Annotated in this window: 10 protein-coding genes; 5 read left to right on the top strand and 5 right to left on the bottom strand. The window is 68.9% G+C overall.

Annotated elements, in window-relative coordinates; all coding sequences use genetic code 11:
• Nucleotides 1-216: 216 nt before the first annotated feature.
• Nucleotides 217-2292 (bottom strand): ATP-binding protein, encoded by a 2076-nt coding sequence (locus tag WFH44_RS01360; RefSeq protein WP_336711156.1) that lies wholly within the window; start codon nt 2290-2292, stop codon nt 217-219.
• A gap of 152 nt (nt 2293-2444) precedes the next feature.
• Here WFH44_RS01360 and WFH44_RS01355 point away from each other — a divergent pair, with 152 nt between their 5' ends.
• The 4 genes from WFH44_RS01355 (at nt 2445) to WFH44_RS01340 (ending at nt 8543) form a co-directional block, all read left to right on the top strand.
• On the top strand, nt 2445-4565 hold the full coding sequence (locus tag WFH44_RS01355) for an amino acid transporter (protein ID WP_336711155.1): 2121 nt from the start codon (nt 2445-2447) through the stop codon (nt 4563-4565).
• 562 nt (nt 4566-5127) lie between these two features.
• Entirely contained in the window at nt 5128-6651 is a 1524-nt protein-coding gene (locus WFH44_RS01350; protein WP_336711153.1) for a TrkH family potassium uptake protein, read from the top strand.
• The gene (locus WFH44_RS01345) at nt 6644-7339 is read left to right on the top strand and encodes a potassium channel family protein (protein WP_336711150.1); all 696 of its coding nucleotides are present in this window, start codon (nt 6644-6646) and stop codon (nt 7337-7339) included. Before WFH44_RS01350 ends, WFH44_RS01345 begins: the two co-directional genes overlap by 8 nt.
• Before the next feature lie 262 nt (nt 7340-7601).
• Nucleotides 7602-8543: a hypothetical protein gene (locus tag WFH44_RS01340; RefSeq protein ID WP_336711147.1), complete on the top strand. Its 942-nt coding sequence runs from the start codon at nt 7602-7604 to the stop codon at nt 8541-8543.
• Nucleotides 8544-8665: 122 nt separating this feature from the next.
• Here WFH44_RS01340 and WFH44_RS01335 read toward each other — a convergent pair whose 3' ends face one another.
• The 3 genes from WFH44_RS01335 to WFH44_RS01325 all read right to left on the bottom strand — a co-directional run bounded on the left by WFH44_RS01335 (nt 8666) and on the right by WFH44_RS01325 (nt 10334).
• Nucleotides 8666-9058 carry a hypothetical protein gene (locus WFH44_RS01335; protein WP_336711145.1) on the bottom strand — a complete coding sequence of 131 codons (393 nt, stop codon included), beginning with the start codon at nt 9056-9058 and terminating at the stop codon, nt 8666-8668.
• Nucleotides 9059-9127: 69 nt separating this feature from the next.
• A complete protein-coding gene (locus tag WFH44_RS01330; protein ID WP_336711143.1) occupies nt 9128-9748 on the bottom strand; it encodes a J domain-containing protein in 621 nt (206 codons plus the stop codon).
• A gap of 163 nt (nt 9749-9911) precedes the next feature.
• Complete coding sequence (locus tag WFH44_RS01325) at nt 9912-10334, bottom strand: Hsp20/alpha crystallin family protein (RefSeq protein WP_336711142.1); 423 nt, start codon at nt 10332-10334, stop codon at nt 9912-9914.
• 110 nt (nt 10335-10444) lie between these two features.
• On the opposite strand from WFH44_RS01325, the gene WFH44_RS01320 reads away from it, so the two are divergent.
• Nucleotides 10445-10891, top strand: a complete 447-nt coding sequence (locus WFH44_RS01320) for a MerR family transcriptional regulator (protein WP_336711140.1) — start codon at nt 10445-10447, stop codon at nt 10889-10891.
• Between the two features lie 104 nt (nt 10892-10995).
• On the opposite strand, the gene WFH44_RS01315 is transcribed toward WFH44_RS01320, so the two are convergent.
• A complete protein-coding gene (locus tag WFH44_RS01315; protein ID WP_336711138.1) occupies nt 10996-13857 on the bottom strand; it encodes a GH25 family lysozyme in 2862 nt (953 codons plus the stop codon).
• Nucleotides 13858-14081 lie beyond the last annotated feature (224 nt).

Genomic DNA, 14081 nt, shown 5'->3' with positions numbered 1-14081 from the left:
GCTCGTTCATCAGTTACAGGTCTCCCCCGTCAGGCGGCATCGAAGGTGCGTGCGCATGACTCCAGCAAACCGCAGATGCAGGCCGCCGCCGTCGTTCTTGACGCTTTCTTCACGCCTGAGGGCCGGATCTTTACGGGATCGCAACGGCCGCGGACGGGAAGCTAACGACGGCGGCGGGCCGGCGTTCTGCCGGGGCTGCCTGCCGCAGGACTCGTGTCACGCGCCGGTGGACAGCGGCAGCTTGATCACCATGGTGAGTCCGCCGCCGGGGGTCTCCTCCGCCGCGAGCCGGCCGCCCATCGCGTCGGTGAAGCCCTTCGCGACGGCCAGGCCCAGGCCGATCCCGGTGCCGGCGGGTTTGTCGTCGAGGCGCTGGAAGGGGCGGAACATGCTGAGCACCTGGTCGGCGGGGATGCCGCGGCCGTGGTCGATGATCCGCAGTTCGCCGGCGGGGCTGCCGTCCACGGTGGCGCTGCCCATGCCGGTGGCGGAGCCGGTGATGACGACCTCCGGGCCGGCGTACTTCAGGGCGTTTTCTACGATGTTGGCGATGACCCGCTCGAGCATCCCGGGGTCCGCGTCCACCGGCGGCAGGTTGTCCGGAAGGTCCACGCGCACGCCCTCCGCCGGCAGCCCGCGCAGCGCGTCGCCGATGGCGTCGGTCCAGTAGGTGGGCTGGATCAGCGGGGTGACGGAGTCGGCGGTGAGGCGGGACATGTCCAGCAGGTTGCCGACGAGGATGTCGAGCCGGTCGGTGTAGTCCTCGATGGTGGCGAGCAGCTCGGCCTCGACCTCCGGCGGGAACTGCACGGCGTCCTGGCGCAGGCTGCTGACGGCGAGCTTGATGCCGGCCAGCGGCGTGCGGAGGTCGTGCGAGACGGCCCGCAGGATCGAGGTGCGCATCCGGTTGCCCTCGGCGAGCCGGACGATGTCGCGTTGGCTCGCGCGGAGTTGTTCCCGCTGGAGCAGGGCGAGCAGGTGCGCCCCGAAGGCGGCGAGCAGGTGCCGCTCCTCCTGGCTGAAGGGGCGGCCGGACAGGGCGAGCGTGTGCTCCGGGTCGAGCGGCTCGATGATGTCGTTGCCGCTGGGTTCCGGGGCGGGCTTGCCCGCGGCGGCGGCGAGGCGCCAGCGGCTGGCCGCGCTGTTTTCGGCGGCCGCGCCGTCGGGACCGTCCGGATTGTCCGGGTCGTCCGGGTTCCCGCCGGCCTGCTTGAGGACGTACAGCCCGGCCCCCTGGCTCTGGAAGTACTCGCGGATCCGCTCCATGAACTCGTCCACCGTGTAGTGCTGCGCGAGGGTGCTGCGGCTCAGTTCGCCCAGCGCCGCCGCCTCCGCCCCGGCCGCGTCCGCTTCCCGGCTGCGCCGCGCGGAGAGCCCGACGACGAGGGAGACGGCGATCGCGACGGCCAGGAAGATGAGCAGCGCGAGCACGTTTTCCGGATCGCTGATGCCCAGCGTGCCCACCGGATGCACGGCGGAGAGATTGACGACGGCGCTGGACAGCACGGCGGCAAGGACCGCGGGCCAGAGTCCGCCGACGAGGGCGACGGCAATAGTGCCGCTCAGCTGGACGAGCATGTCCGTGGCGAAATGGCCGTGCTCGAAGAGGCCGAGCACGAACTGGAGCAGCACCGGCAGCAGCACCGCCAGCACGAACCCGGCGATGAGGCGGCCGCGGCCCAACGGCGAGCGCGGCCTGGGAACCGCCGTGGTGGCCGGGCCCTGCCCGTGGCTGACCAGGTGCACGTCGATGCCGGCGGCCAGGCGCAGCAATCGCGCGCCGACCCCTCGGCGCAGCAGCGGAAGCCGTCCGTGCATAGGGACACCGACGACGATCTGCGTGGCGTCGATGCCGCGGGCGAAGTCGGCCAGCGTCGCGGCGACGTCGGTCCCGCCGACCGAGTGGTAGCTGCCGCCCAGCCGCTCCACCAGCGCGCGCTGCCGGTCCAGCTCCCCCTGCGAGCCGCCGCCGGCCCGGGAGGTCCGCACGTGCACGGCATGCAGTTCGGTCCCCTCGCCCCCGGCAAGGATCCGCGCCGCCCTCCGCACCAGCAGCTGCCCCTCGGGCCCGCCGGACAGGCCGACCACGGCCCGCTCGCGCACGCTCCGCTTGGCCTGCGGCACGTGCTTGCTCCGCTTCGCCGAGGCGGGCTCGCGCGCCGCGCCCTTCGCCCCGCCGGCCGGCTGCCTAAATCCTGTCCGCGGCCGTTCGCCCGGACGCGCCCGCTCGCCCGGCCCGGCCTGCTCCCGCGGACCGGCCTCGCCGCCGGTCCCCCGGCTCCCTGTTTCCATGGCTCCATTGTCGGCGCAACCCGGGCCCCCGCCGTCGTTATTTTTGATGTTTTCTTAACGCCAAACCGCCCGTCAGGCCTGCCGGGCCGGAGTAGTGTGGTCAATCGCTTCGGAAACCGGAGCCCTTGCACCGCACCAGAAAGAAGACCGCTTTGGGTGCCTCAACCCAGTTCTTTGTCCCCTCCAGCGTCCCCCGCCCCACCGGGCACGGGAAGCCGGGCGGGACGTTCACCCGCTGGCTCATGGAGCACCGGGTCCAGCCTGTGGGGCCGGAAAGCGCCGAGGCCGGCGCGCACGAGCACCCCTGGTGGAAGGTCATGTGCCTGACCGGCGTCGACTACTTCTCCACACTCTCCTACCTGCCGGCTATCGCCGCCCTGGCCGCCGGCGCGCTGTCGCCGCTGGCGACGCTGCTGATTGTCATCCTGACGGTCTGCGGGATGCTGCCGATGTACCGGCGGGTGGCGCAGGCAAGCCCGCACGGGCAGGGGTCGGTGGCGATGCTGGAGAAGCTGCTGCCGTTCTGGCGCGGCAAGCTGTTTGTGCTGATCCTGCTGGGGTTCGTGGCGACATCGTGGATCATTACGATCACGCTGTCCTCGGCCGACGCGACGGTCCACCTGCTGGAGAACCCGCGGGCGCCGCAGTTCCTCGAGGGCCAGCAGCTGCCGGTAACCATCGGGATGCTGCTGGTCCTGGGCGGGGTGTTCCTGCTGGGCTTCACCGAGGCCGTGGCGGTGGCGATCCCCGTGGTGGCGCTGTTCCTGGCACTGAATGCCGTGGTCATCGGGGTGGGAATGTACGACGTCGTTGCCACCCCCGGTGTGATGGCGGACTGGACCACGGCGCTGACCGCGAGCTCCGGCGGCCCGGGCGGGCTGATCCTGCCGGCGCTGCTGGCGTTCCCGCTGCTGGTGCTGGGGCTCTCCGGGTTCGAGACGGGCGTGAGCATGATGCCGCTGGTCGCCTCCCGGGGCGCGACCCCGGCCGAGCGGATGGCCTCCCGGGTGAAGAACACCCGCCGCCTGCTGACTTCCGCCGCCGCGATCATGAGCGTCTACCTGCTCGGCAGCAGCCTCGTGACCACGCTGCTCATTCCGGCGGCCGAGTTCCAGGAAGGCGGGGAGGCGAACGGACGCGCCCTGGCCTACCTGGCGCACGAGCGCTTCGGCGAAGGCTTCGGCACGATCTACGACATCTCCAGCATCCTGATCCTCTGGTTCGCCGGAGCATCAGCGATGGCCGGGCTGATCAACATCGTGCCGCGCTACCTGCCCTCCTACGGCATGGCCCCGGAATGGAGCCGCGCCATCCGGCCGGTGGTCCTGGTCTACACCGGCGTCAGCATCATCATCACCATCGCGTTCAAGGCGGACGTGAACGCCCAGGCCGGGGCCTATGCCACCGGCGTACTAGCCATGATGGTTTCGGCCTCCGCCGCCGTCGCCATCTCATGCTGGCGGGCCGCCGGCAAAGGTTCCCCCACAGAACCGTCCACAACCGGCGGCCCGCCTTATCCTTCCCCCGCCCGGCAGGCCGATGACGCCCCGGCCGGCCGGCATCCCGGCGAGGCTCAGGAGCGGCAGCCTTCCCCGCCTGCCCCCGCCCGGCGCCGGATCCCCGTCGTCGCGTATTCCCTCCTGACGCTCGTGCTCCTCTACGCCCTCGTGGACAACATCCTGGAGAAGCCGGACGGCCTGATGATCTCGCTGCTGTTCATCGGAGGCATCGTCGCCATTTCGTTGGTTTCCCGCGTCACCCGGACCACGGAGCTGCGCGCCGACCACATAGTGTTCGACGACGAGGCCCGGCGCTTCATCCGGGACACCCTCGAGTACGACGGCCGGATCAACCTGATCGCGCACAAACCGCGGGCGACCGGCACCTGGGCCTATGCCGACAAGGAGGCGACCCAGCGCCGGATCAACCCGGTCCCCGGGCTGGCCGACGTGATCTTCCTTGAGATCGAGATCAACGACCCCTCCGGCTTCAGCGACACGCTGTACGTGCGCGGCGAAGAGGCCGGCGGCCACCGAATCCTGAGGGCGCAAAGCCCCGCGGCACCGAACGCCCTCGCCGCCATCCTGTTCGCGCTGCGCGACGCCACCGGCGTGATGCCGCAGGCCTACTTCGAATGGTCCGAGGGCAATCCGCTCACCCATCTGATGCGCTACATGCTCCTCGGGCAGGGCGACACCCCTCCGGTGGTGCGCGAGATCATCCGGCAGAACGAGCCCAACCCGCTCCGCCGCCCCGGCGTCCACGTCGGCTGACCCCGGCCTCGCCGTTCACACAGCACCCACCCCCTCTTCCCGACGTCGCCCTCCACCCAGCGCCCGCCCTTCACCACGACACCCGTCCTTCCCCCGACCTCGCCCCTTCACCCAGCACCCGCCCTTCACACAGCACCCAGCCCCTCTTCCCGACCTCGCCCTCCACCCAACACCCAGCGCCTCTTCCCGACCTCGCCCTCCACCCAACACCAAGCCCCTCTTCCCGACCTCGCCCTCCACCCAACACCAAGCCCCTCTTCCCGACCTCGCCCTCCACCCAGCACCAACCGCCGCCCCACGCCATCCCTGCAAACGATTGGCCGGAAACGACCCCTTTAGAGGATCTATCGAGCCATTTCGGGCCAACGGATGAGAGGCCAACGGATGCGGGGCCAACGGATGCGGGGCCGGGCCATCCCGGCGTTCGGGGCGCGGCGGAGCCGAGTTGCTCGGATCTGCCAGCCAGCGCCGCCCCGGAGCCTTGGATGCCGGCGCTCTCCGGCAGCCTCTGCCCCAGGACCCGGGCGGGCTCCAATCTGCAGCACAGGAAAGGAAGAACCCTATGGCCGCCAAGGCCCCACCGGCCCGCCGGGCCTGCAAGGCGCGCCGGCAGCAGCTGGCCCGCGGCGCCGTCGGGGTGCGGGGGAAACAGCTGCCCCGGGGCGCCGGCATGGCAGGACGCGCCGACCGGCCCTGGCTCCCCCGGCTGACCGCAGCGCTGGCACGGCTGGCGCGCGCCGCCGTCGTCCTTGGCGCATGGCTCCGCCCGCGGCACCCGGCGCAGGTGATCGCCCTCGGTTTCGGCGGCGCTACCCTGGCCGGCACCGCGCTGCTGATGCTGCCGATCTCGAAGCAGGGCGAGGGCGGCGGCACTTTCCTGGAGGCGCTGTTCACGGCCACCTCCTCGGTGTGTGTGACCGGTCTGATCATCGTGGACACCCCGGTTTACTGGACCACGTTCGGGCAGGTCGTGATCATGGTCCTGATCCAGCTGGGCGGGTTCGGCGTGATGTCCTTCGGGGCGCTGCTCGGCGTGCTGATGGCCGGGCGGCTGGGCCTGCGGGCGAAGATTTCGGCCGCCGCAGAGACCAAGAGCACCGGGTTCGGCGACGTCCGCACGGTCCTGCTGGGCGTCCTGAAGGTCTCGCTGCTCACGGAGGCCGTGCTGGCGCTGGTGCTCACGGCACGCCTCATGGCCGGCTACGGCTACTCGCCCGGCAAGGCCCTTTGGAACGGTGTGTTCCTCGCCGTCTCCTCCTTCAACAATGCCGGCTTCGCGCTGTACTCGGACAACCTGATGGGGTTCGTGTCGGATCCGTGGATCTGCCTGCCGATCGGCGCCGCCGTGATCGTCGGCGGGCTCGGCTTCCCGGTGCTGTTCGAGCTGGCGCGGCAGTACCGGCGCCCGATCCACTGGTCCATGAACACCAAGCTGGTGCTGGCGGGGTCCGGCGTGCTGCTGGCCGGCGGATCCGTCTTCCTCACCGCGGTCGAGTGGACGAACAAGGCGACGCTCGGCGCGCTGGACCCGGGCTCGCGGGTGCTGGCCGGGTTCTTCCAGTCGGTCATCACGCGCACGGCCGGGTTCAACAGCATCGACATCGGCCAGATGCACCCGGTTTCCTGGCTGGGCATGGACATCATGATGTTCATCGGCGGCGGTCCGGCGGGCACCGCGGGCGGCCTGAAGATCACGACCTTCGGGGTTCTGTTCTTCATCCTTTACACGGAAATCCGGGGCGAGGGGGCCGTCAACATCTTCGGCAAGCGGCTCTCCCGGTCGGTGCATCGTGAGGCCATGACGGTGGTGCTGCTGGCAATTGCCCTGGTGGTCGGGTCCACGATGGCGCTGATGTTGATGTCCGACGCCGGGATGGAGCGTCTGCTGTTCGAGGTCGTCTCCGCGTTCGCAACCGTGGGGCTGTCGACGGGCATCACCGCCGGCCTGCCGCCCGCGGGCCAGGTGATCCTCATTATCCTCATGTTCGTCGGCCGCCTCGGCCCGGTCACGCTGGCGTCCGCGCTGGCGTTGCGGCAGCGGCCCATCCTGTACGAATTCCCGAAAGAGAGGCCGTTGATTGGCTAGGACCCCCTTCCCCGCACGCTCCTTTGACCGCATCGCGGAGGCGGACTCCGTCGTCGTTATTGGCCTGGGCCGCTTCGGCGGCGCGCTGGCCCTCGAGCTCGAGTCGCAGGGCACTCAGGTGCTGGGCATCGATGCCGTGGAGGACACCGTGCAGGCGTTCAACGGGCGGCTCACGCACGTGGTCCGCGCCGACTCGACCAAGGAGGAGGCGCTGCGGCAGCTCTCCGTGCACGAGTTCGACCGGGCCGTCGTCGGCATCGGCACGGACGTGGAAGCCAGCATCCTGACCACGTCGCGGCTGCTCAAGTTCGCCAAGCCGGTGATCTGGGCCAAGGCGATCAGCGAGCCGCACGCGGAAATCCTGGAGCAGCTCGGCGTGCACCACGTGATCCGGCCCGAACATGACATGGGCCGCCGCGTGGCCCACCTGGTCCGCGGCGCGATGCTGGACTACGTCGAGTTCGAAGACAACTTCGTCATGATCCGGACTACTCCGCCCAGCCTCGCCCAGGACCGGCCCCTCGAGGTGCTGCAGCTCCGCTCGAAGTTCGATGTCACCATCGTCGCCGTGAAGCGCCAAGGCGGCCATTGGGAACACACAACCCCGCAGACCGTGCTCTACGACGACGACCAGATCATCGTCCAAGGCACCAAGGAGAAGGCCGAGTCCTTCAGCGCCCTCATCTGACCCTGCCTCTACAAATTCAGGAGACGCTCAGTTTTGGCTATGGCTGTGGCGGTGGCCGGCTCCCCACGGACGCCCTGGGTCCACTCCGACCCGTCCCCTCTTTGGACCAGCCCCTGACCCCGACCTCCCGTGCCCGCCCCATCCCTACAAACGATTGGCCGGAAACGACCCCTTTAGAGGATCTATCGAGCCGTTTCGGGCCAATGGATGAGGCTGTGGACAACTTCTGCAAGGAACCCGACAGCGTCGGCATACTGTCGGCATGCGCAAGCCATATCCGCTTCCCAGCCATCTGCAGCAGTCAGCCTTCACCCTCGAGGACGGAAGGAAGGCAGGTCTGAGCCGCGGCCGGCTGCGCAACGACACTGTCGTGAAAACGAGCCGCAGCATTCGGTCGCCCAAGCATGCAGAGCTGGATTTCCCCGGTCGGCTCAGGCCGTACACCCGGATCAACGAGCGCAGCTGCGCATCCCACGCCAGCGCGGCCGCCATCTGGAACTTTCCGGATTCCGGCGGCGGCTACCCGGTAGAGCCCATCCACCTCACGCGCCCCTCCGGAGCCGCCCGAATCCGTCGGAAGAACATCGTCTGCCACCGCTCGCGGCTCTTTCCGGATGAGGTCCAGCAGCTGGACGGCATCTTCCTCACCTCGCGGGCCCGCACCTGGCTCGACCTGGCCGAATGCTCGGGCCTTGATCTGCTCGTCGTCGTCGCCGACCATCTGATCCGCATACCCCGGCAGCGGTTGGAGAACCGGAGGAAGCCCCACTGCACTCTCGGTGAGCTCGCCCTCCTGATCGAGCGCCATCCGGGAAAGCCCGGCATCCGGCTCGCCCGCGAAGCCCTCAATCTTGCCCGCGTCGGCGCCGATTCCCCGCCCGAGACCCGCCTCCGGCTTGCCCTCGTCCGAGCCGGCCTGCCCGAGCCGCTCCTGAACTGCCCGATCGTGGACGACGCCGGAAAGGAATGGCACAGCCCGGACATGTCGTATCCGAAGTACCGGCTCGCCATCGAATACGAAGGCGAGCCCCACACCCAGCCCCTGCAGGTGCGCAGGGACATCCGCCGGGCCGAGAACGTCGCTGCCGCCCGGTGGGACGAGATCCGGATTTCCGGCGACCACATGCTCCACGGCGCGCGCGAGGCCGTGGCGAAGATCAGGACGGGGTTGATCGCGAAAGGCTGGGACGGTTCCAGCGCGTAGAGGCAGGGCCGTCCGCGACGCCCAAGATCCGGCCGGCCCCAGCGTACAAAGCCAGGAGCCGGGCGATCGAATGAAGTTATCCGCCACCCGGTGCCTGGGCGCTAGCCCAATTCAACGGCCGCTCAGTCCTGGCTGTGGCGGTGGCCGAAGATGAATTCCTCGGCATGCGCGATCGCCTTCTTGAACGAGTCGTTCCGCAGCGCAACCTGGTCGAAGCCGCCGTTCGCCTCAGCCTCGACGTAATCTGTGAAGCCCGGACGAAGCGCCCAGATCCCGCCCGCCGGAGGCAGGTAGAACACGGCGAAGGAGCGGTGCTCGCGGTCGTCTTCCCACACGGGAACGACGGCGACGGCGGCACCTGTGTCCACATTGATCCATTGGGCGCGTGGCCGGGGCTGGTCCTCCTCGTAGACGCTCGGGTCCAGGAAGGGCGCCGTCCCGGGCCCCCAGCGCTCTTCGAACCTCTCGTGGAAGATCGGGAAGAGGTGGTAGTCATAGCGGCGCCAACTGGACATTGGTCCTGCTCCTTTCTGTAGTGCTCACGGGATTCTTGGGTGTCGATCGGAAACCGGGCTGCTACCCGGCTACCGGAAGAACCAGCGCCACAGCAGGCGCTCGAAGACGTCGGGCGGCGGGCGCAGCGCCGATTCCTCCGGACACAGCGAGATGGCGTCGTCCTGCCGCGGCCGGAGCCAGGCCTGCGAGACCCAGACCTCGTCCTGGCGTTGCCGCACATCGTCCGGGACAACCCAGACCCCGTCCTGCCGCTGCCGCGGATCGTCCCGGACAACCCAGACCTCGTCCCTTTCCGGCGGCTCCGCCCCGGCGGGTTCGGTCTCCGCGGGCGACTCGGGCGTCCCGGATCGCCGGGGCGTCCCGGATGGCCGAGTCGGCCCGGGTGCGCCGGCCGCGTCACCGCTGCGGTGGACCCGGACATGGATGTTCCGGCCCCGCGGCACCGGCTTGGCCTGCGGACGGCGGCGCCACCGATCATAGGCTGCACGCCGGAGGGGGTCCGAGAGGACCTCGTAGGCGTGGTGGATCGCCGCTACGTTCCGAGCCAGCCGACGGGCTTCGACGGCGTCGCGCGGTTTGTGCATGTCCGGATGGTGTTTCCGCAGGAGCGCACGGTAGGCACGGCGGATGTCCTCCGGGCCCGCGGTCGAAGGAACCTGGAGGATGTCGTAGAGATCCGGCTCTTCCATGGCAACCTCGCTGATGCGGCGGACGCCGGCCGGAGTCCGGTGTAGAGACCCGCACCGATAGACCCTCCGATCGGTGCAGGTCTCTCCTGTGGACGGCAGGCCGGGCCGCTAATCCTCGGCCCGGCCCGGGGAGTCGCCGGCCGTGTCCGCTTCCATCTGCAGATCAGGCGTTGATCTGCTGTGTCGTATCGCTGCTGCTGATCTCGATCTTGCGTGGCTTGGCCTGCTCACGGATGGGGATGCGCAGTGTCAGCACCCCGGCGTCGTAATTGGCCGTGACCGCATCCGTGTCCAGCGTGTCGCCGAGGATCAGCTGGCGGCTGAAGGTGCCCGCCGGCCGCTCGGCCGCTACCACGTCCTGGCGGTCCTCCACCCGCGACTTGCGCTCGGCGCCGACGGTCAGGACATTGCGTTCAACGTCCAGATCGATCGTCGAGGGATCGACGCCGGGCAGGTCCAGTTCGACGACGAACTCGTCGCCTTCGCGCCATGCATCCATCGGCATTGCCGCGGGCCGGCCCTGCGTCCCGAAGACCTGCTGAGTCAGGCGGTCCAGCTCACGGAAGGGATCTGTCCTCATCAACATGACTGCCTCCTTCAGTTCTTCTTGTAGATGCCGGAAAGATTATCTATGTCTTCCGACACAGAAATTATGACTCGGGAGTATCCTGCTTTCAAGTGGTTTTGGAGGACGAATTGGCTGAAGAACGGCACAGCGCCGACCGCGGCGTTTATGGCATCTCCGTCGCTGCCGATCTGCTCGGCGTCGGCGAGCAGACCCTGCGGCTTTATGAGCGCAAGGGCCTGGTGGAGCCGGCGCGGACCGACGGCGGCACGCGCAGGTACAGCCAGAACGATGTGGACCGCATGCGCAGGATCGGCGAGCTGGTCGGCGACGGGCTGAACCTGGCGGGCGTGGGCAAAGTGCTCCGGCTCGAGGAGGACAACGCCGCCCTGCACCGGGAGCTGGAGGCCGCTAGGAAGAGGGCCGGCAAGCGCGCCGCACAAAGCGGCGGCGTCACACCCAGCGGGGGCAACACACCCAGCGACGGCAGCACACAGAACCACGACGACAAGCCCAGCGACGGCAGCACACACAACCACCGCGACAAACCGAACGATGACGGCGGTCCCGAGGGCTGATTACCCTCGCCTGGTGGAGAGGTTTCCACAGGCGAAACGTACGAGGGCCCCGCCACGGAATGAGATCCCGTGGCGAGGCCCTCGCCAGTGAGTGGTTGGTGTAACTAGAGCGTGTCGGTGTTGATGCCGGACTGGACGGCATGTGACACCTTGAACTGCGTGCCGGCGTAGAACCAGGCCGAGCCGTCGGAGCGGGTGCCGACCATGTCCGCCTTGGCGTCGCGGTTGAAGTCGCCGGTGCCCACCACGCGGGTGTAGACGTTCCAGCCCGAGCCGATCCGCCGTTCGCTGGACAGCCAGGCGCTGCCGGAGCGCTGGGCCAGGCCGGTACGCAGCCAGATGGTGCCGTCGGCCTTGCGGAACACGACGTCCTTGGTGCCATCGCCGTCGTAGTCCCCTACCGGTGCGACGCCGGTGTAGCCGGTCCAGCCGCTGGCTATAAGGGTGCGCGGTCCGTGGCTCTTGCCGGTGCCCGGGCCGGCGTAGAGGTAGACGTTGCCGTTGGGCTGGACGGCCAGCAGGTCGTTCTTGCCATCGCGGTTGAGGTCGCCGACGCCCTCCAGGTAGGAGAACGCGGCCCAGCCGCTGCTGCCGATCTTCACCCGCGGGCGCAGGCCCTCGCTGCCGGAACCCACCTTGCCGGTGCCGGCATAAAACCAGAGCACGCCGTTCTTGTCCACGGCCGCCAGGTCGTTGCGCCCGTCGCGGTTGTAGTCCCCGACCGCCAGCAGGTGCTTGTAGGTCTGCCAGCCGCTCTTGCCGATCAGGACACGCGCGCCGTAGCCGCCTTGGCCGTCACCCGGCGCGAACCACAGCTGGCCGTTCGGCTTCGAACCGATGAGGTCGGCGACGCCGTCGCCGTTGTAGTCGCCCGGCGCGACCATCTGGCTGAACTCGTCCCAGACCGGGTCGCCCTTGGCAACCGCCCGCTTGTAGCCCTCCGGCTCCGAGAAGCCGGTGCCGGCGTAGAACCGCAGTGTCTTGTTCGAGTAGACGCCGAGGATGTCGCTCTTGCCGTCGCGGTTGTTGTCGCCGACGCCGAGCACCTGCTGGAACGCCTGCCAGCCGCTGCTGCCGATCTTCTGCGAGGTGTTGAAGAGCTTGCCGGAGCTGGTCGCCGCACCGTTGCCGCGCAGCAGCCAGAGCGAGCCGTCCGCCTGCGTGGCGGCGACGTCCTCGCGCCGGTCGCCGTCGAAATCCTGCATGGCGATCAGCTGGGTGAACTTGCCCCAGCCGGTGCCGGCGGTGCTGCGGGTGCCGAGCGAGCCCGTCCCCTTGCCGGAATACAGGTAGGCAGTCCCATTGGTGTGCTGGGCCAGTAGGTCCTGCCTGCCGTCGTCGTTCAGGTCGCCGGTAACAACGACGTCGGTCATCGAGTTCCAGCCACTGGAACCTACCTTGACGCGGGCCTTGAACTTGCCGTCGCCCGTGCCGGCGTAGAACCAGAGCGAGCCGTCGTTGTGGCGGGCGAGCAGGTCCGGGTACTGGTCGCCGTTGAAGGTGCCGGCGCCGATCAGCTTGTTGTAGACCTGCCAGCCGCTGCCGATCCGGACCGGCGTGCCGTAGCCGCCGGAGCCGTTGCCCGGGTAGAACCACAGGTAGCCGTCGGTGCGGCGGGAAACCAGGTCGGCGTGGCCGTCCATGTTGAGGTCGCCCGGCGCGGCCGAGGTGGCAGTGGTGCTGATGGGCTTGGGAGTCGGTGCCGGCGTGGGTGTCGGCGCCGGGGTCTGCGTTGCAGCCGGCTTGACGCCGGAGGGGTACTTGGCGAAGTCCTTCAGCTGGGTCAGCGTGCCGCGCCACAGGTTCGAGTCGCCGAGGAACGGGCCGGATTCGCTGTACTGCCAGATGTCGAACCGCTTCCAGCCGGCCGGCAGGTACGGGGAGGTGATGTTGCCGTAGGAGAAGTGCGCGACGTGCAGCGGGTGGTCCTTGAAGGCCGTGCTCGAGCCCAGGCACTGGTTCCACCAACTGCCGGTGGTGTAGATGGCGGGGACGCGGCCGGTCCGGGCCTTGATCTGGTTGGAGAAGTCGCGGACCCAGTTGACCAGCTGAGACGGGCTCATGTTGTAGCAGGTGTTGCCGAGCGTCGGGTACGGGTTGTACTCGATGTCCAGCAGCGGCGGCAGCGTCCGGCCGTCAGCCGACCAGCCGCCGCCGTTGTTCACGAAGTAGTCCGCCTGGGCTTTGCCGCTGGTGACGTTCGGGATCGCGAAGTGGTAGGCGCCGCGGATCATGCCGACGTCGTACGAACCGGTGTACTGGTTGCCGAAGGACGGGTTCTTGTACGTGGTGGACTCGCTGGCCTTGATGTAGGCGAAGCGGGCACCGAGGTTCCACTCGTACTGCCAGTTCACCGTAGGCTGCCAGCCGGAGACGTCCATGCCCTGGACGCCCGAGGGCTTCCAGTGGCTCCGGTCCGTTGCGGCGGCGATAGTGACGGCGGCGGTGCGGTCGATCTCCAGGACGTCGAGGGTCTCGGCCAGCTTCTCCTGGCCCTCCTCCGTCTTCAGTTCCGCCTCGGCCTCCCGGCGCATCTCCAGGCCCTTGCCCATCTCCGCGCCGTGCTCGCCCTGCACCTTTTCCAGCAGGGCCAGCTTCTGCGCCTGGGTCATCTCATCCAGCGGGATGTCCTCGACCGTGGCCTTGTCGGTTTCCTCGGCCGGGGCCGGCTCCTCGGTGGGAGCCGCGGGTGCCGGCTCGGCGGGTGCCGGATCGGCAGGCACGGTGGCCTCCGGCGCCGCCGGCTGTGTAGGAACAGTCGTGGCGGGGGCGGGAGAGGCCTCCTCCGGTGCGGGCTCGGGCAGCGCGCTGCTGGTCGGCTGGGCGGTGCCCTGCGCGGCCGGCGCGGTTTCGGCGGCCTGCTGCGGCGCGCTTTCAGTGGCGGATGCCGGCGCCACGAGAATACCGCCGACGGCCACGGACAGGACCGTGGCAGCGGTCAGCACACGGGTGCAGGAGCCGGTCAAACGTTTCTTCCAAAAAGGCGCAGAGGTCTGGTCTAAGGTTGAATGTTTCATGAGGAAGCGCTCCCCCGGGCGCGCGTGAAATATGAGGCTGCAGTGACGGCTGTGGTTAAAGGGTAACCCAGACCGTCAAGCCCGTCCCCGGGACTAAAGTCCTATGCAAGGCCGACACGCCGCAACGTGTCTGACGTCACCCTGCAACTGAGAAATTGATCTGCAAGCGTTAC

Origin of the sequence: Arthrobacter sp. USHLN218 (genome assembly GCF_037144715.1) — a bacterium.
Classification (GTDB): domain Bacteria; phylum Actinomycetota; class Actinomycetes; order Actinomycetales; family Micrococcaceae; genus Crystallibacter.
The sequence above is the reverse complement of the archived record's forward strand: the minus strand, read 5'-3'. Positions and strand labels throughout refer to the sequence as shown.

Coding starts and splice junctions, on each gene's coding strand:
- WFH44_RS01335 (WP_336711145.1), bottom strand. CDS start 9,058: ATGTCCAGTTGGCGCCGCTATGACTACCACCTCTTCCCGATCTTCCAC.
- WFH44_RS01350 (WP_336711153.1), top strand. CDS start 5,128: ATGGCCGCCAAGGCCCCACCGGCCCGCCGGGCCTGCAAGGCGCGCCGG.
- WFH44_RS01330 (WP_336711143.1), bottom strand. CDS start 9,748: ATGGAAGAGCCGGATCTCTACGACATCCTCCAGGTTCCTTCGACCGCG.
- WFH44_RS01360 (WP_336711156.1), bottom strand. CDS start 2,292: ATGGAAACAGGGAGCCGGGGGACCGGCGGCGAGGCCGGTCCGCGGGAG.
- WFH44_RS01325 (WP_336711142.1), bottom strand. CDS start 10,334: ATGTTGATGAGGACAGATCCCTTCCGTGAGCTGGACCGCCTGACTCAG.
- WFH44_RS01340 (WP_336711147.1), top strand. CDS start 7,602: ATGCGCAAGCCATATCCGCTTCCCAGCCATCTGCAGCAGTCAGCCTTC.